The organism is Isoptericola croceus (assembly GCF_029382255.1).
In the GTDB taxonomy this organism is placed as follows: Bacteria; Actinomycetota; Actinomycetes; order Actinomycetales; family Cellulomonadaceae; genus Isoptericola; species Isoptericola croceus.
In genome coordinates this window covers 225593-248233 of sequence record NZ_JARLLG010000001.1, presented here as the reverse complement: position 1 = coordinate 248233, position 22641 = coordinate 225593, and the positions used below count along the sequence as shown (strand labels likewise).

21 protein-coding genes are annotated in these 22641 nt (G+C 70.4%); 12 read left to right on the top strand and 9 right to left on the bottom strand.

The features are described 5' to 3' along the window. Position 1: 1 nt before the first annotated feature. From PZC42_RS01135 to PZC42_RS01125, 3 genes are read right to left on the bottom strand one after another with little or no spacing between them, the layout of a single operon-like run. Positions 2-907: a carbohydrate ABC transporter permease gene (locus PZC42_RS01135; RefSeq protein ID WP_277207526.1), complete on the bottom strand. Its 906-nt coding sequence runs from the start codon at positions 905-907 to the stop codon at positions 2-4. Beyond that, positions 901-1842, bottom strand: coding sequence for a carbohydrate ABC transporter permease (locus PZC42_RS01130; RefSeq protein ID WP_277207524.1), 942 nt, complete (start codon positions 1840-1842; stop codon positions 901-903). Before PZC42_RS01130 ends, PZC42_RS01135 begins: the two co-directional genes overlap by 7 nt. A gap of 18 nt (positions 1843-1860) precedes the next feature. Beyond that, entirely contained in the window at positions 1861-3102 is a 1242-nt protein-coding gene (locus tag PZC42_RS01125) for an ABC transporter substrate-binding protein (RefSeq protein WP_277207523.1), read from the bottom strand. A gap of 362 nt (positions 3103-3464) precedes the next feature. Here PZC42_RS01125 and PZC42_RS01120 point away from each other — a divergent pair, with 362 nt between their 5' ends. Together PZC42_RS01120 and bglS are read left to right on the top strand one after the other, a co-directional pair. After that, positions 3465-4778, top strand: a complete 1314-nt coding sequence (locus PZC42_RS01120) for a glycoside hydrolase family 6 protein (RefSeq protein ID WP_277207522.1) — start codon at positions 3465-3467, stop codon at positions 4776-4778. 92 nt (positions 4779-4870) lie between these two features. After that, the gene (gene bglS / locus PZC42_RS01115) at positions 4871-5644 is read left to right on the top strand and encodes a beta-glucanase (protein ID WP_277207521.1); all 774 of its coding nucleotides are present in this window, start codon (positions 4871-4873) and stop codon (positions 5642-5644) included. A 33-nt stretch (positions 5645-5677) separates the two neighbouring features. Here bglS and PZC42_RS01110 read toward each other — a convergent pair whose 3' ends face one another. The 3 genes from PZC42_RS01110 to PZC42_RS01100 form a co-directional block, all read right to left on the bottom strand. Continuing rightward, a complete protein-coding gene (locus PZC42_RS01110; protein WP_277207519.1) occupies positions 5678-6763 on the bottom strand; it encodes a LacI family DNA-binding transcriptional regulator in 1086 nt (361 codons plus the stop codon). A gap of 129 nt (positions 6764-6892) precedes the next feature. Then, positions 6893-8968, bottom strand: a complete 2076-nt coding sequence (locus PZC42_RS01105) for an elongation factor G (protein ID WP_277207516.1) — start codon at positions 8966-8968, stop codon at positions 6893-6895. Positions 8969-9134: 166 nt separating this feature from the next. Continuing rightward, positions 9135-10724 (bottom strand): MFS transporter, encoded by a 1590-nt coding sequence (locus PZC42_RS01100; RefSeq protein ID WP_277207515.1) that lies wholly within the window; start codon positions 10722-10724, stop codon positions 9135-9137. A gap of 106 nt (positions 10725-10830) precedes the next feature. On the opposite strand from PZC42_RS01100, the gene PZC42_RS01095 reads away from it, so the two are divergent. Beyond that, positions 10831-11118, top strand: a complete 288-nt coding sequence (locus tag PZC42_RS01095; RefSeq protein ID WP_277207514.1) for an HPr family phosphocarrier protein — start codon at positions 10831-10833, stop codon at positions 11116-11118. Here PZC42_RS01095 and ptsP read toward each other — a convergent pair. Beyond that, positions 11099-12772, bottom strand: a complete 1674-nt coding sequence (ptsP, locus tag PZC42_RS01090; protein WP_277207512.1) for a phosphoenolpyruvate--protein phosphotransferase — start codon at positions 12770-12772, stop codon at positions 11099-11101. The genes PZC42_RS01095 and ptsP overlap by 20 nt on opposite strands. 131 nt (positions 12773-12903) lie before the next feature. On the opposite strand from ptsP, the gene PZC42_RS01085 reads away from it, so the two are divergent. From PZC42_RS01085 to PZC42_RS01060, 6 genes are all read left to right on the top strand, one after another. Next, positions 12904-13359, top strand: a complete 456-nt coding sequence (locus PZC42_RS01085; RefSeq protein ID WP_277207511.1) for a PTS sugar transporter subunit IIA — start codon at positions 12904-12906, stop codon at positions 13357-13359. A gap of 7 nt (positions 13360-13366) precedes the next feature. Further along, complete coding sequence (locus tag PZC42_RS01080; RefSeq protein ID WP_277207510.1) at positions 13367-14086, top strand: GntR family transcriptional regulator; 720 nt, start codon at positions 13367-13369, stop codon at positions 14084-14086. 911 nt (positions 14087-14997) lie between these two features. Then, positions 14998-15360, top strand: a complete 363-nt coding sequence (locus PZC42_RS01075) for a hypothetical protein (protein ID WP_277207509.1) — start codon at positions 14998-15000, stop codon at positions 15358-15360. Between the two features lie 23 nt (positions 15361-15383). Beyond that, complete coding sequence (locus PZC42_RS01070; RefSeq protein ID WP_277207508.1) at positions 15384-16187, top strand: efflux RND transporter periplasmic adaptor subunit; 804 nt, start codon at positions 15384-15386, stop codon at positions 16185-16187. Then, positions 16184-16903, top strand: a complete 720-nt coding sequence (locus PZC42_RS01065) for an ABC transporter ATP-binding protein (protein WP_277207507.1) — start codon at positions 16184-16186, stop codon at positions 16901-16903. The genes PZC42_RS01070 and PZC42_RS01065 overlap by 4 nt, the downstream gene beginning before the upstream one ends. Continuing rightward, positions 16900-18084: an ABC transporter permease gene (locus PZC42_RS01060; RefSeq protein ID WP_277207505.1), complete on the top strand. Its 1185-nt coding sequence runs from the start codon at positions 16900-16902 to the stop codon at positions 18082-18084. The genes PZC42_RS01065 and PZC42_RS01060 overlap by 4 nt, the downstream gene beginning before the upstream one ends. Positions 18085-18147: 63 nt before the next feature. On the opposite strand, the gene PZC42_RS01055 is transcribed toward PZC42_RS01060, so the two are convergent. Continuing rightward, on the bottom strand, positions 18148-18429 hold the full coding sequence (locus PZC42_RS01055) for a hypothetical protein (protein ID WP_277207504.1): 282 nt from the start codon (positions 18427-18429) through the stop codon (positions 18148-18150). A gap of 268 nt (positions 18430-18697) precedes the next feature. On the opposite strand from PZC42_RS01055, the gene PZC42_RS01050 reads away from it, so the two are divergent. From PZC42_RS01050 to PZC42_RS01040, 3 genes are all read left to right on the top strand, one after another. Continuing rightward, positions 18698-19219 (top strand): hypothetical protein, encoded by a 522-nt coding sequence (locus PZC42_RS01050; RefSeq protein ID WP_277207503.1) that lies wholly within the window; start codon positions 18698-18700, stop codon positions 19217-19219. 493 nt (positions 19220-19712) lie between these two features. After that, entirely contained in the window at positions 19713-20024 is a 312-nt protein-coding gene (locus tag PZC42_RS01045) for a hypothetical protein (protein WP_277207502.1), read from the top strand. A gap of 415 nt (positions 20025-20439) precedes the next feature. Next, on the top strand, positions 20440-21501 hold the full coding sequence (locus PZC42_RS01040; protein WP_277207500.1) for a methyltransferase domain-containing protein: 1062 nt from the start codon (positions 20440-20442) through the stop codon (positions 21499-21501). Between the two features lie 28 nt (positions 21502-21529). On the opposite strand, the gene PZC42_RS01035 is transcribed toward PZC42_RS01040, so the two are convergent. After that, positions 21530-22600: a chymotrypsin family serine protease gene (locus PZC42_RS01035; RefSeq protein WP_277207499.1), complete on the bottom strand. Its 1071-nt coding sequence runs from the start codon at positions 22598-22600 to the stop codon at positions 21530-21532. Positions 22601-22641 lie beyond the last annotated feature (41 nt).

Sequence of the window (22641 nt, the reverse complement as noted above, 5' to 3'; positions counted from 1 at the left end):
GTCAGTCCTTCAGGCCGGCGTTGATGTTCGACGAGGTGATGTACCGCTGGAACACGAGGTACAGCACCACGAGGGGGAGCATCGAGAGCACCGACGCGGCCAGCAGGACGCTCCAGTTGATGTTGTCGGCACCGACGAGCGAGCGCAGCGCGATCTGCAGCGTGTAGTTCTTCGGGTCGCCCAGCACGATCAGCGGCAGGATGTAGTCGTTCCATCGCCACTGGAACGAGATGATCGCGAGGGTCAGCGCGATCGGCCGCGCGAGCGGCATCATGATGCCGAAGAAGATGCGGTACTCGCTCGCCCCGTCGATGCGGGCCGCCTGGAGCAGCTCGTCCGGTACCGAGAGGAAGAACTGCCGGAACATGAAGACGCCCGTCGGGGTGACCACCGTCGGGACGATGACACCGAGCAGCGAGTTGTAGAGGCCGAGGTCTCGGATCACGATGAACAGCGGGTTGAGGATGACCTCGCCCGGCAGCATCGTCATCGACAGGATGCACAGTCCCAGCACGCTGAGCCACGGGTTGCGGTACTTCGCCAGCGCGTAGCCCGTCGTCGCGCAGAGGAAGACGGTGAGCGCCGTCGTCACCGTGGCCACGATCGTGCTGTTCCGCAGGTACCGCAGGAAGTCGACGCGATCGAACGCGTCCACGTATCCGCCGAGCGTCCAGTCGCGCGGCAGGAACGACAGCGGATAGCTGAACAGCTCGCTGCCGGGCTTGAACGACGACAGCAGGAACCACAGCAGCGGGAACGCCATCAGGAGGACGAGCACCCACAGGAACGTCGTCGGCAGCACGTTGCGGCGCCACAGCCCGGCACCGCGTCGGCGGGGGATCCTCGTGCCTGACGGAGCGGGGGTCGACTTGGTGCTGCTTGCGGGGGTTGTGGACGTGGTCACCATGCGTTCCCACTCCTCTTGCTGACCCAGAGCTGGATGATCGCGATGATCATCAGCACCACGAGCAGGACCATCGACGCCGCGCTGGCGTAACCGATCTGCGACCTCTCGAACCCGGTCTCGTAGATGTACTGGACGATCAGGCGGTTCTGCGTGCCGGGACCGCCGCCGTTGAGAGCCTGGATCATCGCGAACTCCTTCATCTGCCCCAGCGTCGTCAGGAGGATCACGAGCACCGAGGTGGGCGCGATCGACGGGAGCGTGATGTTCCGGAACAGCTGCCAGGCGTTGGCGCCGTCGAGCCTGGCCGCCTCGTAGTAGGACTGCGGCACGTTGTTGAGGGCGGCGATGAACAGCAGCATGTTGAACGCCGCACCACCCCAGGCCGAGGCGAGGATGACCACGGCGAGCGAGAGGTCGGCGTCGCTCGACCACGGCAGGCCGCCACCGCCCACGAGGCGGATGAGGTAGTTGATGAACCCGAAGCTCTCTCCGAACATCCAGCGCCAGATGACACCGGTGACGATCGGTGAGACGAGCCACGGCAGGAAGAAGATGATGCGCGCCGCCGTCTTGCCCTTGGACCTGACCGCGTTGAGCGCGACGGCCATGGACAGTGACAGGCAGTACGCGAGAGGCACCGAGAACAGCGCGTACACGAGGGTGCGGCCGAGCGCTCCGTAGAAGCTCTCGTCGCGCAGCAGCTCGGCGTAGTTCGCCAGTCCGACGAACTCGGCGTCTCCCCATCCTCGATAGTCGGTCAGCGAGTAGGAGAGGCCGAGCACACCCGGCCCGACGAAGAACAGCGCGAACAGCGCGGCCGTGAGCACCGTGAAGAGGAACGGCGCCAGACGGTGGCGCCCGAACCTGCGCTTGCGGCGCTTCGGAGGGGATGCCCCCGCCTGGGCGGGGGCATCCGTGGTGAGGGTCGTGGACATGGGTCGCCTCGCAGGTGGTCAGTCGGCCATCTGCTGCGTCGACGTGGTGTCGATCGCCTCGACGGTCTCCTCGAGCGTGAGCTCGCCGTTGAGGTAGCGCACCACCTCGTCCTTGAGCGGCTCGTTGTCGATCGCGCGGCCCTGGAAGCCGTGCAGGAGGCCGTCGGTCGTCTGCACCGCCGAGATCGGCGGAGACGCCGCGATCTCGCCGTTGTAGAGGTCGAACGCGTACGAGTCCGCGGGGTACTCGACCTCGAGCCCGTCGAGCACGGGAAGGCAGCCCGAGATCTCGCAGTACTCGCGGTAGACGTCCTCCGAGTAGAGCCACTCGATGAAGGCGAGCGTCTCCTCCTCGACGCCGCTGCCGTCGAACGCGACGATCCACGACGCCGCGCCGTAGTTCGTCGCGCGCACGGGCTGCTGCGGGAGCGGGACGGAGACCCACTCGAAGTCGGCGATGTTCTCCTGGAAGTCGGCGATCTGCCAGACACCCGAGACGTAGGCCGCGACACGGCCGCTCTTGAAGGTCGCGCTCGCGTCGTCGCCCGCTCCCCACACCGAGGCGGGCATGAAGCCGGCGTCGTGCATGCCCTTGAAGTACTCGAGCGCCTCGGCACCCTGGTCGTCGAGCGTCCAGGACCCGTCGGCCTGCTCGGTGACGCCCTGGCTGCCGAACTCGAACAGGAACGAGCGCAGTCGGTGCGCCGAGTCGTCCATGACGGCCCCGTACTCGGCGTCCGTCTCCCCCACGACCTGGTTCGCGCGTTCCACGAACTCGTCCCACGTCCACTCCTCGTCGAGGGTGGTCGGGTACTCGACGCCGGCCTCGTCCCACAGGGACTTGTTGAGGAACATGCCCACCGAGGTGAGCGTCGTCGGGAGCGCCTTGACCATGCCGTCGGCGGGGTCGGCGACGCTGAGCGTGTCGATGATCCCCGCGCTCTCGAAGGCACCGGTGAGGTCGAGCAGCCGGTCCGTCCAGGCCGGGTCGGACGACGGCGAGGCGGCGAGCGCCGGCACGTCGTTGGCCTGGGCAGCGGTGCGGAGCCGGGTGCGCAGGTCGTCGTTGGGCACCTCGATGACGTTGACGCGCACGCCGGTCTCCTCGTGGTACCGCTCGGCGAGCGCGGCGTAGCCTCCGCCCTGGTTGATGTCGCCCGACTGCACGAACTCGAGCACGACCTCGCCGCTGCCCTCGCCGGCGCCGCTCGAGCAACCTGCGAGGACGAGCCCCCCGACCGCGAGGCCGGCAACCGCCATGGTCCTGGTGGTACGTGAACGCTGCATTGTTCTTCCTCCGTCGCGTTCGTCCTCGAACGCGTCTCTCGGCGCTGGGAGTGGTGCAGATGTCCGGCGGAGCGTTTGTCAGGACATCCGGTCAGCCAAACGTAACCTCTGTCGCGCTCGATCGGCAAGCGTTTACCGACCTGGACCCGGTTGGCGGTGGGGCAGACCGCTCGAGGCCTGCGGCAACGCAGGCCGGCAACCCCGCCGACGAACGCTTGACACGGCTGCCTGCCACCCCGAGGATGGGACCTAGTGGAAGCGGTTCCACTTCTTTCCAGTTGTGTTCATCACCGCGGACGCACCGTCGCGTCCGCTGGACCTCGGGAGTTCCCCACATGGCACGATCCACCTCTCGGCGCCGACTTCTGGTCGCGCTGACCACCTGCGCACTCGGCGCATCCCTCCTCAGCGGCAGTTCGGCCTGGGCGAGCAACGAGGTCCTGGCACCTGGGACCGAGATCTACACCAACCCCCAGAGCTCCACGAAGGAAGCGGCCCTCGCGCTGCGCGGGCAGGCCAAGCAGGACGCCCTCCTGCTCAGCAAGATGCCCAGCGCCACCTGGTTCACCGACGGCACCCCTGCCGAGGTCGAGAAGGAGGTCCGCACGCTCGTCAAGCGCACAGGCGACAAGGTCCCCGTCCTGGCCGCCTACAACATCCCGTTCCGGGACTGCGCTCTCTACTCGGCCGGGGGCGCCCTCGGGGTCGAGGAGTACAAGGCCTGGATCGACGGATTCGCGGCAGGGATCGGCGACCGGAAGGCCGTCGTCATCCTCGAGCCGGACGGGCTCGGCGTCATCCCCTGGTACACGACCCTGGAGGGCCAGCTCGAGCAGTGCCAGCCGCCGGAGGTCGACCCTGCGACGACAGGCAGGGACGCCGCAGCGGAGCGGCTCGAGATGCTCAACTATGCGGTCGACCGCCTGGCGCAGCAGCCGAACGCCGTCGTCTACCTCGACGGCACGAACCCGGCATGGCTCGCGGTGGGTGAGATCGCCGACCGCCTCGTCAAGGCCGGCGTCGAGCGCGCGGACGGGTTCTTCCTGAACGCCTCGAACTACCTGCTCACCGAGAACAACGTCAGCTACGGCACGTGGATCTCCCAGTGCATCGCCTACGGGACGCAGGTCGTGCCCGGCGACTTCCTCAACTGCGGCAACCAGCACTGGAACGGCGGGCCCGCGAACGACTGGGACGGCCAGGCGCTGGCCCACCATGGCGTCTGGAGCCCGACCGCGACAGACCCGGCGCTGAACACCGCGGGCATCGAGTCACGCTTCGACGCCATCCTGGGCGACGTCCAGCCCAGCACGCACTTCGTCATCGACACCAGCCGCAACGGTCAGGGCCCCTGGGCACCGCCGACCGATGTCTATCCCGACGCGGAGACCTGGTGCAACCCGCCGAACCGCGGTCTCGGCCTGCGGCCGACGACCGACACCGGCAACGAGCTCGTCGACGCCTTCCTGTGGATCAAGATCCCGGGTGAGTCCGACGGCGAGTGCTTCCGCGGCCTGGGCGGTCCGCAGGACCCCGAGCGCGGGATGCTCAACCCGGCAGCCGGCCAGTGGTTCACCGAGCAGGCGCGCGAGCTCATCGAGCTCGCCGAGCCCGCACTCGACCGCCCGAGGCAGGGCCCGAAGTACTGAGCTGAGCTCTGGACGGGCCGCGCGGAAGGCTCGGCCCGTCCAGAGGCCGTCATCCCTCACCACCGGTACCAATGGAGGTACTCATGCGATCAATGACGACGCTTCACCGCTCGGCACCGCGCCGCTGGCTCCTGGCCACGGCCCTGGTGCTCACTCTCACGACGGCGCCGGTCCTGGCCGCCCCGGCCGAGGCTGCCATCGGCGACAGCTTCGTCGACAACTTCGACTCGCACAACGGCGGGCGCTGGCACAAGGCCGACGGGTGGAGCAACGGGGACATGTTCAACGCGGGCTGGCGCGCCGACCATGTCTGGCACAACGGCGGGGTCATGGGCCTGAACCTCGACAACGCCACCTGCCCGGGCGGCTGCTCCGGCAAGCCGTACGCCGCCGGTGAGTACCGCTCCAACGACCTGTACTCCTACGGGCGCTTCGAGGTCCGCATGAAGGCAGCATCCGGGTCCGGCATGGTGACCTCGTTCTTCACCTACACCGGCCCGAGCGACGGACAGCCGTGGGACGAGATCGACATCGAGATCCTCGGCAAGAACACGTGGCAGATGCAGACCAACTACTACACCAACGGGGTCGGGGGCCACGAGAAGATCATCAACCTGGGCTTCGACGCCGCGGCCGGCTACCACAACTACGCGATCGAGTGGTGGCCCGGTGGCACGATCAACTGGTTCGTCGACGGTCGCCTCGTCCACCAGGAGGACGGCTCACGCGGCCCGCTGCCGACGCGTCCGCAACGCATCATGATGAACCTGTGGCCCGGGACGGGCGTCGACGACTGGCTCGGACCGTTCCGGTACTCCGGGCAGAAGACCGCCACCTACGACTGGGTCCGCTACACGAGGTACTGAGTCCGAGACGACAGATCGCGCCCGGCGAGGGGGTCAGGCCCTCTCGCCGGGCGCCGATGCTCGCACGACCAGGTGCGTCGGCAAGATGATCGGGTTCGGGGACTCGCCGCCGATCAGACGGACCAGCATCGTGGCCATCTCCTGGCCCAGACCACGGATCGGCTGGCTGACCGTGGTGAGCGCCGGTTCCGTGCGCCGCGCGATCTCCAGATCGTCGAAGCCGACCACAGCGACGTCCTCCGGGACCCGGCGCCCCGTCTCCTTGAGCGTGCGCAGCGCGCCGGCAGCCATGTTGTCCGAGGCGGCGAAGACCCCGTCGAGGTCGCTGTGCGCCGCGAGGAGCCGCTCCATCGCCCGGGCGCCGCCCTCGAAGCTGAAGTCGGCCTGCTCGACCCAGTCGGCGGGCAACCCTCCCACCGCCATGGCATCGGCGAACCCCTGGTACCGGGCGACGGACGCCTGAAGATCTGTCGGGCCGCTGATCATGGCGATGCGGCGGCATCCGGAGCTCAGAAGGTGCTCCACGGCGAGGCGAGCACCACCTCGGTTGTCCACGTCGACATACCAGCGGGCTTCCCCGTTCAGCGGACGGCCACCGAGCACCACGGGCAGCTCGGTCGCAGCCGCGACGCGGTTGAGAGGGTCGTCCCCCCGCAGCGCCATGAGCATCACACCGTCGGAACGGCGGGATCGCAGCAGCCGCTCGAGCCGAGCCTGTCCGCGCGCCGAGGACGCGAGCACAAGGGTCAGGTCCAGGTCCGACCTGTCCAGAGCATCCGCCACCCCGACGAGCACCTGCGAGAAGAACGGGTCCCCGAACAGCGCCGGGTCGTCGTTGGAGATCGCCAGGACCACCGAGCCCACCGTGGCCGTCGCCAACGCCCGCGCCGTCGCGTTCGGGACGTAGCCGAGCTCGCTCGCCGCCCGCACGACCGCCTCACGCTTCGCCGGACTCACGTTGCGGGCGTTGTTCATCGCGCGGGACGCCACCGACCGTGAGACCCCGGCCCGCCGCGCGACCTCCTCGAGGGTGGGCACCTTGAGGGTGGGGACCGGACCGCCTCCAGGGGGTCCGTCGCGATGACGGTCCTGGGGACCATCAGTCATGGGGTCTGGCATGCGGCCCAGCCTAGGGTGTCAGGTCGACCGATCGCGGAGCCGACGTCGGTGACCCGATGGAGGAGATCAGCGCCCGACCGTGCGTCGGCGCGTCATGCGGATCGACTTCTGAGGCGCAGGACTGCGGCGTCAGGAGCGCACGGTGCTCGGCGCCCGCTCGTAGCCTGCGGGTCGGACGGTGAGCTCGGCCCGACCTCCCGTCAGGGACCGCAGGTCGAGGACGTAGCGGCTGAGCTCCGCCTCCGGCACCGTCGCGACGACGCGCGCGCGGCCGTCGTCGGCGAGCTCCGTTGCCGAGACGCGACCGCGGCGCCCCGAGAGGTCTGTGAGCACCGCACCCTGGTGCTCGGGCGGGACGGTCACGTGCACGGTCGACACGGGCTCGAGCAGGACGGTCCCCGCCTCGGCGAGCGCCGCCTTGACGCCCACGGCGGCGGCCGTGCGGAATGCCATGTCGGACGAGTCGACCGAGTGGGACTTGCCGTCGTAGACCTCGACCCGGAGGTCGACCACGGGGTAGCCCTGCGGACCGCCCGCGGCCATCGCGTCGTGCGCGCCCTTCTCGACCGCCGAGATGTACTGGCGGGGGACCGCTCCGCCCACGACCGAGTCGACGAACTCGAAACCGCCCTCGGGCAGGTGCGACACCCGCAGCTGGACCACGGCGAACTGACCGTGCCCGCCCGACTGCTTCTTGACCTTCCCCTCCGCCTGGGCCGGGCGCGCGATGGTCTCCCGGTAGGAAACAGGGACGCGCCCCGGCTCCACGTGGACGCCGAACACGCGCGCGAGCCGCTCGACCGCCACGGCCAGGTGCGTGTCGCCGAGCCCGCGCAGGACCGTGGCGTCGCCCGCCCGGTCGACCACGAGGGTGGGGTCCTCGGCGACGAGCCGCGCGAGCGCGGTCGACATGCGCTCGTCGTCGGACTGCGAAGCGGGCACGAGCGTCGCCGCGTACACGGGCTGGCGCCGGGGCGGGAGGAACGGTCGGGCCCGGCCCGACGAACGCGACCACAGCAGGGTCCCCGACGGCGACCCGCCCAGCTTGGCGACGGCGCCCACCTCGCCCGCCGACAGGTGGTCGACGGGCAGGTGCTCCTTGCCCTGGAGGCGGAACAGCCCGTGCAGGCGCTCGTCGGCGCCGGTCGTCGCGTTGCGGAGGCGGTCGGACGTGCGCACGACGCCGGAGAGCACCTTGAGCATCGACACCTGCCCCACATAGGGGTCGGCGACCGTGCGGAAGACGTGGACGAGAGGCTCGCCGACCGGGTCGAAGGCCACCGCGAGGACACGACCGTCCGTCCCGTCGCCGTCGGGGACGTCGGTGCCGACGACGATGGCGGCGTCGCGTGCCGTCGGCGCGGGGGCGAGCTCGCACAACAGGTCGGCGAGGCGGTCGACGCCGGTCTGGGTCAGGCCCGAGACCACGACGACCGGCACCGCCTCTCCCGCGGCGACCTCGCGCGCGAGCGTGCGCTCGAGGTCGGCGGCGGGCGGCTCCTGGCCCGACAGGTAGGCGTCGAGCTGCTCGTCGTCGTGCGACACGAGCTCCTCGGTGACGTCGACGTGCATCCGGTGCTCCTCGTCGACGGCCTCGGCGGGCAGCTCCTCGTCGTGGTGCCGGCCGTCGTCGTCATACACGAGGGCCTGCTCGCTGAGCACGTCAGCAACCGACCGGAAGGACTTCTCCTCGCCCAGCGGGAGCTCGATGGGCCACAGGTGCTCGCCGAACGCCTCGCGCAGCTCGGCGACCACGCGGCGGAAGTCGGCGCGCGCACGATCCTCCTGGGTCACGACGACGACGCGCGGCACGCCCAGACGTTCCGCCGTCGTCCATGCGGCCCAGGTGCCGGGTTGCACGCCGTCGACGGCGCTCACGACGACGAGCGCCAGGTCGGCGACGGCGAGCGCCGTGTCGGCGGCACCGGCGAAGTCGGGGTGACCCGGTGCGTCCGCGAGCGTGAGCCTGCGCTCGGCGCCGTCGGGGCACGTCCACGCCAGCGTCCCGAGCGCGAGCGCGAGCGACATGCCGCGTGCGACCTCCTCCGGCTCGTGGTCGCACACCGTGCTTCCGTCTTCCACGCGGCCCGCACGCGGGATCGCGCCGGCGCGGTGCAGCAGTGCCTCGGTGAGCGTCGTCTTGCCGGCGCCGGATCCGCCGACGACGGCGACGGTCCGGTGGGTCGAGGTCGGTGCCGCGTCCATGGGGCCTCCCGCCAGAAGGTGCTACCGGCCATGATGGCGTGTCCCGGCGTCTCGTGCGATGTCTGGACCGCAGCCCCGACCGCTACGTCGACCTCACCTAGGACCTCTTAGCGTTCGGCGAGGGCATGAACTACACCACCGTCCAGCTGGACGGAAGGGCGAGGCATCAGTGCTCCGCCGTGCCGCCGCCGGCCGGGACCTTGCGGAGCGTCGCCACGGCGACCCCGGCGAGCACGACGACCAGCACTGCGCACGTGGCCGCGGCGACGTGCAGGCCTGCCGTGAAGGCCTCGCGGGCCGTGCCGAGCAGGAACGCACCCTGTTCCCCGCCGAGCTCGGCGGCCATCGCGCGAGCCGCGCCGAGGGTCTCCGTCGCCGCGCCGGGCACGTCACCGAGGACTGGCGAGGACTCGGTCATCAGGCGTCGGTACACCGCGCTACCGATGCTCCCGAGCACCGCCAGGCCGAGGGCGCCGCCGAGCTCGTTGCCGGTCTCGGAGATCGCCGACGCCGCACCTGCGCGCTCCGGCGGGGCCGTGCTGAGGACGAGGTCCGTGCCGAGCACGGCGACCGGGGACAGGCCGACGAACGCCATGGCCGAGCCGGCGACGACGATCGGCAGGCCCGCCGCGACGTCGGCCAGGAGGAACAGCCCGAACCCGCCCGCGCTGATCGCCAGCCCCGTCGCCATGACGAACGCGGGCCGGATCTTGCGCACGACGGCGGCCGCGCTCAGAGCCCCGACGATGCCGGCGACCGTCCCGGGCAGGGTCCACAGCCCGGCGGTGAGCGGGCTGAGGCCGGCGACGAGCTGCAGGTACTGCGCGATGAAGAGGTTGAAGCCCATCATCGCGAAGGTGCCGAGCGCGACGAGCGCGAGGGACGCGCTGAAGCTCGCGCGGGCGAACAGGGTGAGGTCGATCATCGGTGCGCTGCTGCGCCGCTGGCGGCGCACGAACAGGGCGAGCAGCCCGGCCCCGGCGAGCGTCGCGGCGACCGCGACCGTGCTCGCGCCGTGGAACGCAAGCTCCTTGACGCCGTAGACCGTCACGAGGATCGCGACGACGAGCAGCCCCGCGCTCACCAGGTCCACGCGGCCGGGCGCCGGGTCTCGGTACTCGGGCAGCAGGCGCGGGCCGGCTGCGAGGAGCAGCAGCATGACGGGGACGCCCACGAGGAAGACCGAGCCCCACCAGAAGTGCTCGAGCAGCGCGCCGCCGACGAGCGGTCCGATGGCGCCGCCCACCATGAAGCTCATCATCCACAGGGAGATCGCGACCGTGCGCTGTGCTGGGTCGTGGAACATGTTGCGGATCAGCGCGAGCGTCGAGGGCATGAGGGTGGCGCCCGCGACGCCGAGGAGGGCACGGCTCGCGACGAGGAGCTCGGCGCTCGGCGAGTAGGCCGCGAGGAGCGAGGCCACGAGGAATGCCGCGGCGCCGATCAGCAGCAGGCGACGCCGCCCGATCCGGTCCCCGAGGACGCCCATCGGGATGAGGAACCCGGCGATGAGGAACCCGTAGATGTCAGTGATCCACAGCAGCTGCGTGGCGCTGGGGGCGAGGTCGGCGGCGAGCTGCGGGACGGCGAGGTGGAGCACCGTCATGTCCATCGTCAGCAGCATCGCCGGCAGCGCGAGGACCGCCAGGCCGATCCACTCCCTTCGCCCTGCGCGCGGCGGGGCACCTGTCGAGTGGTGCTGGGGCTCGGGCTGCGACGTCGTGCTCGTCGTGCGTGACCCGGTGTCGTCAGTCATCCATCTGCCCTTCGTCGGTCCGTCCGCCGTGTGCGGCACGACCGAACCTAGAACCTCAAGTTACGTTGAAGTCAACAGTGCAGTGCACATCCGCCATGATGGGCGCATGGAACGCCACGCCGTGGTCGCGATCCCCGAGGGTCTGCACGCCCGCCCCGCCGCGCAGTTCGCCCGCCTCGCCGCCGCACAGCCCGTCCCCGTCCGTATCTCCACGGGCGACGGCCCACCCGTCGACGCCGCGAGCATCCTGGGGATCATGACACTCGGGGCCGACGCCGGCACCACCGTGACGCTGGCCGTCGACGTGCCCGACGGCGCCGCTCAGACCGAGGCGGACACCGCCCGCGCCACGCTCGACACGCTCGAGGAGTTCCTCACAGCCCCAGGTCGGTGAGGACCGGCCGGATCGCGTCACGCACCGCGTTCCGGGCTGCGACGGGGTCCCGCTCCGCCAGCGCGACCCGCGCCAGGTCGCGGCACTCGTCGAGCGTCACGTGCGCGAGCACCGCGGCGACGTCGGCCAGCGCCCGCGGGGTCATCGACAGCGACCGCACGCCGAGCCCGACGAGCACCGGGGCGAGCGTCGCGTCCGCGGCCGCCTCGCCGCACACCCCGACGGGCCGGTCGTGGACGGCCGCACCCTCGCAGGAGAGGCGCACGAGCTCCAGCACCGCCGGCTGCCACGGCGTGGAGAGGGCAGCCAGCTCGCCGAGCATGCGGTCCGCCGCCAGCGTGTACTGGATGAGGTCGTTGGTGCCCAGGCTCCCGAACGCCGCGTGGGCGAAGATGTCCGCCGAGCGCAGGGCCGCAGCCGGCACCTCGATCATCACGCCCGCGGTGCGCAGACCGTGACCGGCGCAGGCCGCGACGAACTCGGCCGTCTCGGCCGCCGTGGCGACCATGGGCGCCATCACCCACACCTCGGCGTTCTCGGACTCGGCGGCCGAGGCGATCGCCTGGAGCTGCCGGTCCAGCACACCAGGGCGCGACACCGCGGTCCGCAGGCCCCGCACCCCGAGCGCGGGGTTGGGCTCGCCGTCGGACGTGACGAAGGGCAGCGGCTTGTCGGCGCCCGCGTCGAGGGTGCGCACCACGACCTTGCGGCCCGGGAACTCCGCGAGGACCCGGCGGTAAGCGGCGATCTGCTCCGAGATCTCCGGCTCGCTGCTGCGCCCGAGGAAGCAGAACTCGGTCCGGAACAGTCCCACACCCTCGGCCGCGGCCTCGATGGCGGCCCGCGCACCGGCCGGGTCGGCGACGTTCGCCAGCAGCTCCACGCGGGTGCCGTCCGCCGTGCGGCCGCGGCCGTCGAAGGTGCGCCGCGCCGCCTCGCGCTGCTGGGCCGCGGCGACCGTCTGCGGGGAGGGGTCGCGCACGACGACGCCGGCGCCCCCGTCGAGCAGCACGGTCTCGCCGTCGCGGATCTTCTCGGCGCCACGCACCGCCACCACCGCCGGGATGCCCAGCGCCCGCGCGAGGATCGCGGTGTGGGACGTGGGCCCCCCACCGCTGGTGACGACACCGAGGACGACGTCGGGATCGAGCGTCGCGGTGTCGGCCGGCGCCAGGTCGTCGGCGACCAGCACGAACGGGTGGTCCGGCCGCGGCACGCCGGGCGGGCGGACCCCGATGAGCTCGGCGACGATCCGGTCCCGGACGTCCTGGATGTCCCGGGCACGCTCGGACAACGGCGGACCGAGCTTCTCGAGCTGTTTCACGAGTGCCCGCGCCGCGTCCCAGATCGCCCGCTCGGGGGTGAGGCGGTCGGCTCGCACGAGCCGTTCGGCGTCGGCGGCGAGCGTCGGGTCGGCCGCGATCGCGGCCGTCACGGCCAGCAGGTCGGCGGCCGTCCCGGTGACCTGACCGGCACGGTCAGTCAGCTCGTCGCGCACGGTGGCGGCGGCCGCACGGAGATGGTCGACGGCGGCCTCGACGTCGGCGCTCGCGAGGCGGGTCGTGCGAGGCTCCGGCACCGGGTCGGGCATCGTGACGGCAGGCCCGGCCGCGCGTCCGGGGCTGACCGGTGCCCCGGTGAGTGTCGTGCTCATCGACCTTGACCTCCGTACGCCCAGGGCGTCGCCGTCCGACATGCACAAGGCACCATTGGCTCGCACAGTGGCCGATACGGCACCCTGTGTCAATATCCGGCACGCCGTAGGCCACTACCTCCAGGAGACCGATGACACTGATCGTCCGTTCACCCGTCGCCGGGACGGTCGTCCCCGTCGCCGACGTCCCCGATCCTGTGTTCGCCGAGGGGATGGTCGGTCCGGGCACCGCCGTCGAACCGGTCGGTGGCAGGGTGCTCGCCCCGGTGGACGGCCGGCTGGTGAAGCTGCACCCGCACGCCTGCGTGGTGCAGGTGCCCAGCGGGCAGGCGGTCCTCGTCCACCTCGGCGTCGACACCGTGCGTCTCGCCGGCGAGGGTTTCACCCTGCACGTCGTCGAGGGCGACACGGTGCGCACCGGCGACCTGCTGGTGGAGTGGGACCCGGCCGCGATCCGCGCCCAGGGGCTCTCGGCCCTGTGCCCCGTCGTCCTGCTGGAGGCCCGGACCGAGGAGGTCCGCCTCAGCGCGCTGCCCGGCACCGAGGTGGCCGCCGGAGACCCGCTGCTCGAGCTCGAGGGCCCGTGAGACACCCGTGACGCACAAGTACGTCGCCGTCCGCACCTACCTGGCGGACCTGGTCGCGCGCGAGCTCACGGTGGGCGACGCCGTGCCCTCCGAACGCACGCTGACCGGACGGCTCGGCGTCTCCCGCTCCACGGTGCGCCAGGCGATCGACGCCCTCGTCATCGAGGGCGTCCTCGAGCGCGCGCAGGGCCGCGGCACCTTCGTCGCACCACCACGGGCCGACTTCGAGATGCGGCTGACGACGTTCGGCGAGGAGGTGCGACGGCGCGGCATGACGCCCGGGTCACAGGTCCTGGAGGCACGCACCACCCCCTGCCCCGCCGTCGTCGCGGAGCTGCTCGCCCTCGCCGTCGGCGACCCCGCCCACCGGGTGCTGCGCGTCCGGACGGCCGACGGCGAACCGTGGGCCGTCGAGGACGCCTGGATCCCGGCGGCGCCCGCACCCGACCTCCTCGACGACGGCGTGCCGGAGTCGCTGGACCAGGCGCTGCGCGACCGGGGGCACGTCCCGACCGGTGGCGAGGAGACCATCACCGCCGCGGACGCGACCGACTCCGAGCGACGGCTGCTGGCGATGACGACGACGCACGCCGTGATGCGCATCGAACGGCGCACCTACGCCGACCGCACCCCGTTGATCCACTCCCGCTTCACCTACCGCGGTGACAGGTACAGCGTGTTCGTCCCGCTGGGCGAGGCGCGGTCCCCCGTCCCCCGGTGGACGTGAGTCGGCGTCCGGTAGGTGAACAAGGGCCCCGCGTTGATGCTCCTATAGCTGTCAAGTTGGCGTTGTGAGGTTCTGGCGGGCTTGTCGGATGGGGCGCATCGCGGCCCAGAGTTCGCGGGCGAGCAATCGCTTGAGGCAGCGGATGATCTCGGACTTCGTCTTGCCTCCTGCCGTTCGGCCAATCCCCGGCTCCTAAGACGGGTGATACGACTCGAGGGGACCACATCCTCAGACTCATAGTCAGGATCATCGAGATTTCCGGATGGTCCATGCGAGATATGACACTGGTGGTCCCGACTCCTATCAGGCCACGGCCGCTCCGCTCGAGCCGCTACGCACGGACACCTAAGCGGCCTCACCCTCGGGTTCCGCGATGCGACCCCGACATCACCTGATCTCTCCTCGAGGTCGGCGGCTTCCGGCACTGCCTGCACCCGCCGCCACCTGCACCAGCGCTGCGTCAGTCGCTGGAAACCCAAGCATCGACCCCCGCGATCGCGGAAGTGATTCATGTCACAATACGGACATGCGAACCATCTGCTAGTTTTCACCTGCCCACCGATGAGAAATAGGACGTCGAGCATGGAGTACACGCAATGAAGCTGAATCATGCCCTCCGCCGCACCGCTGTCGCGACAACCACCGCGGTGAGTTCACGATGAATGCCAGAATGGTTAATGCATCGTCGGGCACCTGCTCGAACACGTGGTCGGGAAAGCTGAACTACTAGGATGTTCAACATTCGTCGTGATAGCCCTCTAAGCTCGGGACGGCTGAGCCGGCCTCGTACGATCTGGAGCGCAGGCGCTGTCGCAGCTGTCGCTGCGATCGCGGCGGGCTGTTCCCCTGGCTCCTCGGACGGCGCCGCACCGGCTGACGCCGGACAGGACGGGTTCGGCGGCTTCGAGGCCATGGTCGAGGAGTACCGGTCGACGCTGGAGACCCTGGACGTGCCTGAGGGCGCGGAGATGCCTGATCGGCCAAGGCTGGTCGACGAGACAGGATCGTTCCAGAAGGGCTATGGCGAGGTCGAGGCCGTCATGGTTTGGAACTGCGTGTGGGGGCGGGAATGGCTTGAGCAGCGTGGGCAGGACGAGGCAGCGGCGACGCACGCCCTGGAGATGTACGCACGGATCGTCGAGACCGACGCGTTCGCACGCAGCTTCGACCCCGAGAGCGCACAGCCAGTGGTGCGCGGGATCATCGAGAAAGCCCAGCTCGGCGATCCCAGCGGGGTGCAACAGGACGTGGAGGCGAATTGTCCCGCGTCGTGAAGCCTGTACGGCGCGGGGCGGGTGTGGTCCTGCTGACGACGCTGGTAGCAGGATGCACTGTCGTAGAAGGTCCGGTGTCTCCTCGAACTATTGAGGAGACACCGGCTACCGTCGAGGTCTCCCGGCGCGACATCACGTCGGTGCTCGTTGTGCCAGGGAACATCACAGCGCAGCCAGAGGTGACGGCGTCGGTGCCGGTCGACGGCAGGTTGGACCACAAGGTCCAAGCCGGCGAGCGTGTCGAGGCCGGGCAGCGGGTCGGCACGGTCGGGGGCTCGGCGGTGCACGCCGGCGCGAGCGGGGTGCTCTCCGCGTGGCTCGTCGAGTCCGGGGAAGACGTGTTGGGAGACGTCCCGCTGGCTACCATCCGCTATGACGGGCTGGCCACGCAGGTCTCGATCCCGGCGACGCTCGCCTACCGCCTCTACAGCACGCCGACTACCGGTGCGGTGAGCATCGAGGGGGGCCCTGCGGGAATCTCGTGCACGGTCCTCCCCCTCGCTGGTCCAGATGCCGAAGTCTCCGACGACGGGACGGGCCCGCAGTTCGCCTGCCTGCTACCCGCAGGGACACGAGCCATGCCCGGCCTGCCCGCAAAGGTCGGGTTGGACACCGCGACGGTCGAGGACGCGCTCGCCCTCCCGGTCGAGGCCGTGCTCGGCTCCGCACAGTCGGGGTCTGTCACGCGCGTCGTTGGTGAGACGCGCTCTGTGGTCACCGTAGGTCTCGGCATCTCCGATGGTGCGATGGTCGAGATCGTCGATGGTCTCGAGCTCGGCGACGTCGTGGAAGGCATCGCACCGGGACTTGCGGCCGGCACTTCATGAGCTCAAGCACGGCGCGCTCGGCATCCGGCCCTGGTGAGGTGCTCGTCGCTGAAGACCTCGGAGTCAGCATCGACCATCGCAACGGGTCCTCGACACGGCTCGTCGAAGGCCTCGACCTGGTGATTCAGAGCGGAAGCAGCACGGCGGTCGTGGGTCGCTCCGGGAGCGGCAAGACGACCCTGTTGTCGGTCCTGGGCCTGATGCGCCCGCCGTCGGCGGGGCGTCTGTACATCGCAGGGCGTGACGTGGGGACCTTGCGTCCCTCGGTGGCGGCCGGCCTGCGCAACGAGCTGCTCGGCTTCGTCTTCCAGAACTACTCCCTGGTGGAACACCTCTCCGTCTTCGAGAACGTCGCTCTGCCGCTCATGTACGGCAGGAGGGCCACCCGGCCCCAGGTACGCGAGCGGGTCGAGCGTCAGCTCACAGCAGTGGGGCTCCGAGAGTTCGGGCGACGACGTCCGCGCAGCCTCTCAGGAGGGGAGCAGCAGCGCGTGGCGATCGCTCGCGCTCTCGTTCGCGGGCCTCGCCTCGTCCTCGCTGACGAACCGACGGGCGCACTCGACACCGCAACGGGAACCTCTGTGATGAAACACCTGCAGGAAGCGACCGTCGAGGCGGGAGCGGCGCTCATCGTCGTCACGCACGACGATGCCCTCGCGGACTCGCTACACCGCCGTGTCGACCTGAGCTCCCGCGAAGCAGCGGTGGCCCTGTGACCACCGTGCGCACCGTCCTGATCGCCGTACGCGATCTGCGCGCGTCCCCGCTGCGGAACCTGCTGACCGCACTGAGCATGCTCGTGGGAGTGGCCGCGATCGTCGCGGTCTCTGCCGCCGACCAGCTCGTCGTCAGCGCAGTCATCGCACAGCAGGAGCAGCAGCAAGGACGTGCCTCGACCTACGAAGCGACCTTGCCGCTGGGGGAGGAGCAGAGTGAGGACGCGCTGAAGATGCATGAAGTGGTTCGTGGGGCCGTCACCGACGCAGACGCCTCAGCCGCCCTGGTCGCCAGCGAGCCTGTCACTCTGCGCGCGGTCGACGGTGCGGCCACCAGCTTCAATCTGATCCAGGTCGAGGGCGACCTGCAGTCGGTGTACCGGCGTCCTGTGGTTGTCGGGACGTGGCCTCGGCCAGAGTCGACCCTGTCCCCGGCCGTGGCGCTCAATCAAGAGGCCGCAGACAAGCTCGGGATCCTCGAGGTCCCCGCCGTCCTGCGCTGGGAAGTCACCACCGATCGCAGTGCGACCGTCGTCGTCTCCGCGATCCTCACCGACGGGCAGACAGAGGCCACCGCCTACGGCACCTGGTCGGCCATCGCCGCTGCACGCGCCGAGGCCCCGCCGTTGGCTGCGCCGCGACTCCTCCTCACCTCGTCGACGGTGAGCCGCGAGGTGTTGGAGCAGGTCGTCACCGACGCCGCTCACCGCGTCGGCCTGCCTGGACCGATCGAGCTACGACGCGTCGACACCGTCGCTGAGACCCAGCAGACCGTCGCCACCGCACGTGCAGCACTCTTCGTCTGCGGCATCGCCGCATTGGTGGTCGCAGTCCTCGGCATCCTGAATGTCGGCCTGGCGACCGTCACCGAGCGATCCCGCGAGCTCGTCGTGCGCCGCGCGATCGGAGCTCGACGCCGCGACGTCGCCGCCCAGGTTATCGGCTCCGCCCTCCTCGTCTCCCTCCTCGTCGCTGCCGTGGCCGTCGCGACCGTGATTCTCGTCGTCCTCGGCGTGGTGCCACGCCTCACGTCCGCCGCGGCGATCACCGATCCGGTCACCGTTCCCTGGCCAGCCGTACGCGACGGGATCGCGGCAGCCCTCCTCACCGGCCTTGCTGGCGCGCTCGCCCCAGCAGTCTCGGCAAGCAGGCTCCCTGTCGCCGACGCATTGCGTGCCTAGCAACCAGATGTACTGACCTGACAGGTTGGTCAGTCTGGCGAACGGTCGCTACAGCCGCCAGCTTCACCGCAACCGCACGCCGAACGCGCCGAGCACCGTGTCGATCGGGTTGACGTACGCTAGCCCGCTCCCACCCTCGCCCCCGGTCTCCGAGCCCGCGAAGAGCAGCCCGAGTGCCACGTCGTCGGCCCGGTACACGAGCGAGCCGGAGTCTCCCCCGCGTGAGAACGGCCCATCGCCCGTGGACTCGACCTCGATCTGGTCGTCGAACGACAGCGCACCGAGCTCCTCGCCGTAGCCGACCACGACGTCGTCGAGCTCGATCGCCGTGACGCGACCGACCACCGGATCGTCGGTCTCGCCGCGTCGGGCGACCCCGCGAGCACGTGGTAGTTCGACAGGGCGTACCGCGGGCCGTCGGCCTCCTCGTCCGCGCACACGACGAACGCCCTGAGCGTCCCTGCTGTGACGTCGGCGAGCGAGCGAATCCGCCCCGTGCGGAGCGCATCGTCGCCGACCGCGGGGCTCAGGTGCTCGCCGTGTCGTGAGGCCGGGATACGGGCGACCGAATTCCGTTGGTACGAGGACGTGCCAGAGGTCCACCCTGAAGGACATGCACCTCACCTTCCTCCATGACCCCCGGGGTGAGTGCCTCACTCTGATCCGACGAGCGGACGGCGCGGAGTTCACTCTCACGTCCTACTCCCGCAAGCACCGTGTGCCCCACGATCTCGCGCACGCCGTCACCGAACGCGAGCTGGGACTACCTGACGGCATCTTCGGCTGCATCGCGGCAGGCGCGGTGTTCGACAGCATGCGGCAGACAGGCGGCAAGAAGCGCCACGACGCCAAGATCCGAAGCACCCGCATCCTGAAGGCGCCGAACAGCATCGGCATCAGCGAGGCGATCACGAGCGTCATTCACGATGCGGTCGAGAAGGGCGGGGCGACGCCGTACGCCCTGGTCCGCGAGATGTGGGGCGTCACCCAGTCGGATCCCTGTCCCTACCTCGACCCGGAGCTCGACCGCGCCACCGAGACCCTGCGCGGGCTGAGCCGCCGATGGCAGGAGAATTCCGATCCACTCGTCTTCCCCTGGCCGAGGAGACTCCAAGCCGCGTACGCCGGGCGATAGGTATCGCGGCGACGTCTGCTCGTGCCAGCACTCGCTGCCCAAGCTCCGCTACCAGTCGGGTCGATGAAGGCGTGCCCGCGCGTTGCGGCCTAGGTCAGGTAGACCGCGACCTGCGCGTTGTCGACCCGGTCTGCGGTGCCGAACCGGACGTCCCCGTTGGCCGAGCATCCGCCTCTCCACGTGTCCCGATGGGTTCAGGTGAGGTATTCGCTGACCTGCCCGACGAACGCGACATCGTCGTGGCCGGTGGCGCGGAAGCGAGGCGATCCGTCCTTGAGGAGTCCCGGTCAGGGCCTGCGCAAACCCACCGTGCACCTCGACGACACCGGCCCGCAGGTCCCGGATCTGTTCGCTCACCAGCATCAAGACGTGGTCAGGGAGGGGCTGTCGCGACCCTCCCCGGTCAACTTGGCTGCCGCACCAGCGGCACCGCTCTGATCCTCGTAGCGGTGGATATCGCAAGACGCAAGGTCACCTTGGGTACCTTGGGCGGATGGGGAAGCCGATGGTGCTCGTGATCGCGCCCGCCCTCCTGCTGAGCCTGGGAGCCTGCTCGGGAGGGCTCTCCGTCGCGGAGGTGGACGCGTGCAACCAGATCAATGCTTGGGACATTGGCGGGCGCGAGGCTGACCGTTTTGACCGGGTAGTGGCCATGGCCCAGGACGAGCTGGAAAACTCGAACAACGATTCGCTGCTTGCCGCGGCGGATGAGCTCGCCCACAGTGCCGAGGCCGACCGGGTGACCAAGATCGAGAGTTTCATGTCGGTGTGCCGCGACTCGGGCTGGGAACCTCCTGAGGGATGAAACGAGCCGAGGGGCCGACTCACCGAGTGTGAGTGAGCCCCTCGCGGATTTTCTCCGATCAATTGACGCACTCGACGACGCGGGCGCCGTGACACAGACAAGCTCCGATCCACTCGCCTCCGCCGGGCGATAGGACTCTCGTCGACGTCTGCCCGAGACGGACACAGGACCGGCCTCGGTGGTTTCCGACTTATTCCTGGGCGTGATTGTCGTCGCGGGCGCTAGGTTGCTGCTCGTGACCTTCTTCTTCCGACGCTGACGCGACCGCTGGCGGGTTGCGGACGCCCCCTCGCCAGTGATGCGGAGCGCTGACCTGTCGCTCCGGGTCGCGATGCGGGAGAAGATCGATGATCTCTCATGAGCCGGCGCGTGCATGCGCCGGAGCTTCGCCGCGTCCAGGTGCCGTTCCCGTGTCGTGACGGGCGCGCGCCTGGTAGCGCGGACCGTGCGGGGTATCGAGTCGATCCTGGCCGATGAGATCCAGGCCAGCGGGCTGGGGACCGTCGAGCACGAAGGACATCGTGAGGTGTGGTTCCAGCACCTCGGCCCCGGTCCCCGCGTCCTCGATCTGCGCTGCGCGGACGACGTGTTCGTTTTCGGAGCGGTGGTGCACGGGGTTGACCGGACCAAGGCCAGCCTGCGGGTTCTGGCTGCCGCCGCTGAGGCAGTCCCGGTGCGAGACCTGCAGGCGTTACGCGAGACTCTCGGCGGCCCACGGCAACCGATGTCCCTGGATGTTTCGGCCTCGTTCCTGGGCCGGCGAAACTTCAACCGGTACGACGTGGAAGATGCGGTCGGTGCGCCGCTGGCGGCCAGGGCGGACGTGCCGTACCACAGCCGGCGCGCCGGGGTGGCTCCCCCGCATGAGGGTATGTCATGGCGGGTCACCGTGGACGGAGACAGGGCTCTGCTCGGCCTGCGTATCGGACCGGGTCCGCTGCATCGCAGAAGCTATCGACGGATCACCCGGGCGGGCAGCGTGCACCCGCCGTTGGCCGCTGCGCTGGTCCGGCTGGCCGAGCCGTTCACCGGAGCGCGTGTGCTCGACCCCTGCTGCGGAGTGGGGACCATCCCCATCGAGGCTGCCGCGGCTGGCGGGGCGATGTCCATCATCGGAAGCGACCATGACAGGGTCGCGATCAGGGCCGCCAAGGCGAACGGCGAGGGAACGTCGATCAGCTGGGTCACAGCAGACGCGGGCTCGCTGCCGCTGGCGCACCGATCGGTGGATCTGGTCGTCACCAACCCACCGTGGAACCGCCAGGTACCGCCGGCAGGTCTCCTGGCGGACCACCCCACCCGGTTCTGGCGCGAGCTGCGACGGGTTCTGCAGCCCCAGGGCCGCGCAGCGGTGCTGCTCCCCGACGCAGACGACCATCTGGTGGACGCCACGAAGGCGGGCCTCACCACACACGACCGCCGCCTGGTCAGCGTGTTCGGCGCACATCCCGAGATCGTCGTGCTGCAGCCGAGCTGACATCGGCGACCACGCGGGCGAGCTCGGTTCAGGCCAGCTGCACGCCCAGCGCCTCGAGCACCGTGTCGATCGGGTTGACGTAGGTCAGCCCGGTCCCGTCGGGCCCCCCGGTCTCCGAGCCGGCGAAGAGCAGTCCGACGGCGACGCCGTCGGACCGGTGCACGAGCGATCCCGAGTCGCCGCCCCGGGAGAACGGCCCCGTCCCCGTCGACTCGACCTCGATCTGCCCGTCGAAGGCGAGCACTCCCAGCTCCGGGCCGTAGCCGACCAGCACGTCGTCCATCTCGATCGCGGAGACACGCCCGTGCGTGTGCCCCGTGGTGCGGCCGATCTTCTCGACCTCGTCGCCCGGGGCGGCCTCCGCCGTCGTGGTGACCCGCCCCACCGGGTAGTCGAGGTCCACCTGCGGGTCGTCGAGCAACGCGACGGCCGCGTCGACGGAGGCTCGCTCGCCACGGGCGAGCGGGACCACGGCAGCGATCGTCCCGACGCGGTCCGCCGGGTCTGTCCCGCCGTCGGCCGGGCCGGGCTGCAGCACGCCGTCGCCGGGCACCCCGTCGAGCACGTGCCGGTTGGACAGCGCGTACAGCGCGTCCGGCCCGCCCGGAAGCTCTGGCACGTCGGGGCGCGGGTCCGCGACGACGAACCCGCCGAGCGTGCCCGCCGAGACGTCGACGTGCGCGATCGAGATCCCCGGCCGCAGCGGGCGGACCCTGCCGGTCTCCCCCTCGGCGAGCGCCGCGACGACCGGAGGCTGCCGTTCGAGGACGTCGGCCCGGACGCTTCCCCGCCGCCCCGGCCCCAGCCGCCGGATACGGCCCGTGCGGCGCACGTCCGGCGTGGGACCGGCCTCCGCGACCACCTTGCGCACGACCGCCCGCGCTGCCGGGACACCCAGCCGGTAGCGCACCGCAATCTCGTAGCCGCCCGGTTCGGCCGCCGGGGCGATCCCGATCGCCAGGGTCGGCGCACGGACGGTATCGGCGGGTGTCCCGTCGCCGGCGGCCCGCGGGCTCACGACCGCTCCGTAGCGTTCCGCCAGGTCACGGGCGTAGTCGACGAGCTGTTCCTTCGTCTCGCGGACGTGCGTCAGGTCCATGGTGGGAGTCTGGCGGACCGGGCGGGTGACGCACGTCCGGC

What these genes read in the sequence shown, in the direction of transcription:
- PZC42_RS01135 (WP_277207526.1), bottom strand. Translation starts at nt 907, where the DNA reads ATGGTGACCACGTCCACAACCCCCGCAAGCAGCACCAAGTCGACCCCC.
- PZC42_RS01130 (WP_277207524.1), bottom strand. Translation starts at nt 1,842, where the DNA reads ATGTCCACGACCCTCACCACGGATGCCCCCGCCCAGGCGGGGGCATCC.
- PZC42_RS01125 (WP_277207523.1), bottom strand. Translation starts at nt 3,102, where the DNA reads ATGGCGGTTGCCGGCCTCGCGGTCGGGGGGCTCGTCCTCGCAGGTTGC.
- PZC42_RS01120 (WP_277207522.1), top strand. Translation starts at nt 3,465, where the DNA reads ATGGCACGATCCACCTCTCGGCGCCGACTTCTGGTCGCGCTGACCACC.
- bglS (WP_277207521.1), top strand. Translation starts at nt 4,871, where the DNA reads ATGACGACGCTTCACCGCTCGGCACCGCGCCGCTGGCTCCTGGCCACG.
- PZC42_RS01110 (WP_277207519.1), bottom strand. Translation starts at nt 6,763, where the DNA reads ATGCCAGACCCCATGACTGATGGTCCCCAGGACCGTCATCGCGACGGA.
- PZC42_RS01105 (WP_277207516.1), bottom strand. Translation starts at nt 8,968, where the DNA reads ATGGACGCGGCACCGACCTCGACCCACCGGACCGTCGCCGTCGTCGGC.
- PZC42_RS01100 (WP_277207515.1), bottom strand. Translation starts at nt 10,724, where the DNA reads ATGACTGACGACACCGGGTCACGCACGACGAGCACGACGTCGCAGCCC.
- PZC42_RS01095 (WP_277207514.1), top strand. Translation starts at nt 10,831, where the DNA reads ATGGAACGCCACGCCGTGGTCGCGATCCCCGAGGGTCTGCACGCCCGC.
- ptsP (WP_277207512.1), bottom strand. Translation starts at nt 12,772, where the DNA reads ATGAGCACGACACTCACCGGGGCACCGGTCAGCCCCGGACGCGCGGCC.
- PZC42_RS01085 (WP_277207511.1), top strand. Translation starts at nt 12,904, where the DNA reads ATGACACTGATCGTCCGTTCACCCGTCGCCGGGACGGTCGTCCCCGTC.
- PZC42_RS01075 (WP_277207509.1), top strand. Translation starts at nt 14,998, where the DNA reads ATGGTCGAGGAGTACCGGTCGACGCTGGAGACCCTGGACGTGCCTGAG.
- PZC42_RS01065 (WP_277207507.1), top strand. Translation starts at nt 16,184, where the DNA reads ATGAGCTCAAGCACGGCGCGCTCGGCATCCGGCCCTGGTGAGGTGCTC.
- PZC42_RS01050 (WP_277207503.1), top strand. Translation starts at nt 18,698, where the DNA reads ATGCACCTCACCTTCCTCCATGACCCCCGGGGTGAGTGCCTCACTCTG.
- PZC42_RS01045 (WP_277207502.1), top strand. Translation starts at nt 19,713, where the DNA reads ATGGGGAAGCCGATGGTGCTCGTGATCGCGCCCGCCCTCCTGCTGAGC.
- PZC42_RS01035 (WP_277207499.1), bottom strand. Translation starts at nt 22,600, where the DNA reads ATGGACCTGACGCACGTCCGCGAGACGAAGGAACAGCTCGTCGACTAC.